2 protein-coding genes are annotated in these 3,876 nt (G+C 45.7%); both read left to right on the plus strand.

Features of this window, described 5'->3' with window-relative positions:
• Positions 1-200 precede the first annotated feature (200 nt).
• Positions 201-1,616 (plus strand): SLC13 family permease, encoded by a 1,416-nt coding sequence (locus OQJ86_RS26035; protein ID WP_038871033.1) that lies wholly within the window; start codon positions 201-203, stop codon positions 1,614-1,616.
• A 279-nt stretch (positions 1,617-1,895) separates the two neighbouring features.
• Positions 1,896-3,776 (plus strand): methyl-accepting chemotaxis protein, encoded by a 1,881-nt coding sequence (locus tag OQJ86_RS26040; protein WP_104029022.1) that lies wholly within the window; start codon positions 1,896-1,898, stop codon positions 3,774-3,776.
• Positions 3,777-3,876: the final 100 nt, after the last annotated feature.

The raw sequence follows: 3,876 nt of genomic DNA on the forward strand, positions 1-3,876 counted from the left end.
CGAATACATTAGCGCAAACCAACTTCGTTATTACTAAATTGTAGTTGCAATAACGGGGCGGACCATACATTTTTATTGACGAAAAGCAAAACTCTGTTCGAAATTTAGTCTCACTTTTTCAAACTCATACTTGCCTCTAAGACCCTAAAAGCACAATCAATTATTCTGTGGTTAGGGATGATTATTTGAAGGGGCAACCAATGCCAAAGATGAGTGCGAATACACTGGTCAAGTTACTGGTGTGTTTTTTGATTCCGCTCGGTGTTTTAATGATGCCGATTGATGCTATACCAATAGACGACCTCACGTTAATTCAGCACCGTCTACTGGCGATTTTCCTTCTCGCTGCGCTGCTATGGGTTTTAGAGCCTGTCCCCGTTTTTGCCACTTCAATTCTTATCATCGCACTGGAATTGATCATGATATCAGATAAAGGCTTACACTTATTTCGTAACCCACCAGCGGGGCATGATTTGGGGGACTTGATCGCTTACACGGACATCTTCTCCGCTTTCTCTTCTCCTATCATCATCCTTTTCATGGGGGGCTTCGCACTCGCTATTGCTGCCTCTAAATACGAGCTTGATAACAACCTTGCTCGTGTACTGCTAAAGCCGTTTGGCACTCAGCCTAAGTTCATCATGTTGGGCTTAATGCTGATTACCGCCGTGTTCTCGATGTTCATGTCTAATACGGCGACCACTGTCATGATGCTCGCATTATTAGGCCCAATTGTAGCATCGGCACCGAAAGGCGATTTAGGCATTAAAGCCCTCGTATTGTGCATTCCAATTGCCGCGAATACTGGTGGTATTGCAACGCCAATCGGTACACCGCCCAACGCGATTGCCTTGCAATACTTAACCGGAGAAAACAGCATCGACTTCCTATCTTGGATGATGATGGGATTACCTTTCGTCTTGGTGCAACTAACGCTGGCCTGGTTCTTATTACAAAAGCTCTTCCCTTCTAGTGAACCAGAGATGAAGCTGCGTCTGGATGGAAAGTTCAAGAAGAGTTGGCGTGCGATCGTGGTTTACGTCACCTTCGCCATGACTATCCTGCTGTGGATGACGACTAAAGTGCATGGCATGAATACGTATGTGGTCGCCATTATTCCACTCGCGGTATTCACTTTAACGGGCATCATGGGCAAAGAAGAACTTAAGCTAATAAACTGGGATGTGCTGTGGTTGGTTGCCGGTGGTATCGCCATTGGTATTGCCCTAGACAAAACTGGCTTGGCAGAAGCGCTAGCTCACGCCATTGACTATGAGTCCCTTTCTCCATTCTCTGTCGTCATCGCACTATCGATTGTGTGTTGGTTAATGGCGAACTTTATGTCCAATACCGCGACAGCGAACTTACTGATGCCAATCGCAGCCGCCATTGGCGCCTCCATGCCAAGTCTTGTTGCTATCGGTGGTTTGCAAGGGCTATTAGTTGTGGTCGCTTTCTCTGCTTCACTCGGTATGATTTTGCCCGTCTCTACACCACCAAATTCTCTCGCCTACTCTACTGGTTTAATTGAGAGTAAAGACATGGCGAAAGTCGGTTTAATCATCGGGGTGATTGGGCTCTTTATCGTTTATGGTGCGGTACTTATTATCTTTTGATCATCACACTCTGCGGTAGTGCAATCTGCCGCAGAGTCCCCTGCTCTTTCCCCACAGGCCCAACAGCATTCAAGTTAACTCTTATTTCACCACAATAAATTCATACCTATAAACAATATGTTGAATAAAAATCACACTATTTAGCTTAAGTTTATCGGCTATATGTCGATAAATTATCTGCAGCCTTTCATGTAACTTTCCGTGCTTGAATCGTCTCATACCCATTGGTGTCACCACTTGTGACGTTGATCTTTTTGTCTGTTTTATGAAGGTAAGGCAATGAGAAATACAATTAAGTTAAAAATCCAGATTGCGATTGCAGTCATTATCGCCATTGTTAGTGGCGTTCAAGCTTGGGTTTCCGTCAATCAATTGCGCGAAGAAACCACGTCTACTCTTAACCGAGAAATTCAAAATATTTCTCAATCAACCAACCGTTACATTAGTGACTGGCTCTCGATTCGTAGCGATATGATGCTGGCGAACGAAGCTATTATTGCAAGCTCTGACGATGCAGACCGAGAGATGCTACTTACCAAGCGTGCCGGTAAGTTCTTGTCGGTTTATGCTGGATTTTCTGATGGTTCTATCGCGTATGGCGATAAAAGTGAATCATGGCCAGCCGATTACGACCCTCGAACTCGCCCTTGGTATCAAGATGCGATGAGTAAGTCAGGCCTAATTATTACAGAGCCATACCAAGACTTTGATGGCAGCATTGTTGTCAGCTTCGCTAAAGCATTCAACCAAAGCAATCGTGGTGTTCTTGCCGCAGACTTAGCAGTAACCGATATCATCAAAGAAGTACTGAATATCCAATTGGATAATGATGGCTTTGCATTTTTGGTGGATGGCAATAACAACTTAGTGGCTTACAAAGATGAGAAATTAAGTCAAAAACCACTGACTGAACTTAACCCTACATTAACGCACAGCGTGATGATGAATCTCGCAGGCGATGCAAAATTAGATACCATTCAATGGCCAAATCAGGGTGATAAGCTAATTTACGTAGCCAACGTACCCAATACCGACTGGTCTTTAGGAATCGTGCAAGACAAGCAAATGGCGTTTGCTTCTGTCTCTGAGCAGGTAACATTCACCGCGATTGCCTCTATCGTGTTGTACTTGATTATTGCAGCGATCAGCACTTACATCATCACGCGCTTACTCCAACCACTTCAAACGCTCTCAGATGCCCTTTCTGAGCTATCGCAAGGAGAGGGAGACTTAACCCAACGCATCAAGATTGAACGCATGGATGAGATTGGCGAACTTGCAACGCATGTAAACCAATTCCTCGCACAAATGCAAACTATGCTAAAAGGCATCGTTGAAAACAGTGAGCAACTATCGGCGCAAGCGAATCAAGCGAATGAACTGTCAGCGATGGCGGCAGGTCGCGTTGAGCATCAGCAGAACGATGTTAACCAAATTGCCACAGCGATTCATGAGATGTCAGCAACCGCAGCAGAAGTCGCAAGCCATGCAGAATTGACTGCCAGCGCTTCACAAAACTCTGCATCCGCTTGTATGGATGGACAAAATGTTATCCAGAAGAACCGTGAAGCGATTGTCGAGTTAGCAGAACAAGTCAGTGATGCCGCCAACGTGATTTCTGAGTTGGAAGCGAATACGCAAAGCATCAACCAAATCCTATCGACCATCCAAGGCATTGCAGAGCAAACCAACTTGTTGGCACTCAATGCCGCAATTGAAGCCGCTCGTGCTGGTGAGCAAGGTCGTGGCTTTGCCGTGGTTGCTGATGAGGTACGTGTACTTAGCCAGCGCACTCATGGGTCAACGGAAGAAATCCGCACCATGATCGAAACATTGCAAAACAACACCAAGTTGGCAGTCAATAGCATGCAAACCAGCACCAGTTTGGCAGATACCAGCGTGGATTATGCTCAGCAAGCTCACGACAGCTTAACCAGCATTACTAACTCGATCACTGAGATCAACGACATGGCGATGCAAATCGCAAGCGCTGCAGAAGAGCAACGCGCGGTAAGCGAAGACATCAGCCGCAACACACAAGGCATTAAAGACGATGCGGACATGATTGCCGAACAATCGCTTAAGAGCAGTGAAGGCGCACGCCAGATGTACGATACCGCCAATACGATGCGTGAGAACATCAGTCGCTTTAAGGTCTAAAGCCACCATCAAAAGCAGCTCAACGAGCTAATGCCAGTCAGTTAAGCTGACTGGCATTTTTCTTTTTCCAGATTGGATACTTTGCTGATTTGTAACGGAG

This window comes from Vibrio sp. Sgm 5 (genome assembly GCF_026241575.1).
Lineage (GTDB): Bacteria > Pseudomonadota > Gammaproteobacteria > Enterobacterales > Vibrionaceae > Vibrio > Vibrio jasicida.

Excerpts from the sequence above, each read along its gene's own strand:
- OQJ86_RS26040 (WP_104029022.1), top strand. The coding sequence starts at position 1,896 with ATGAGAAATACAATTAAGTTAAAAATCCAGATTGCGATTGCAGTCATT.
- OQJ86_RS26035 (WP_038871033.1), top strand. The coding sequence starts at position 201 with ATGCCAAAGATGAGTGCGAATACACTGGTCAAGTTACTGGTGTGTTTT.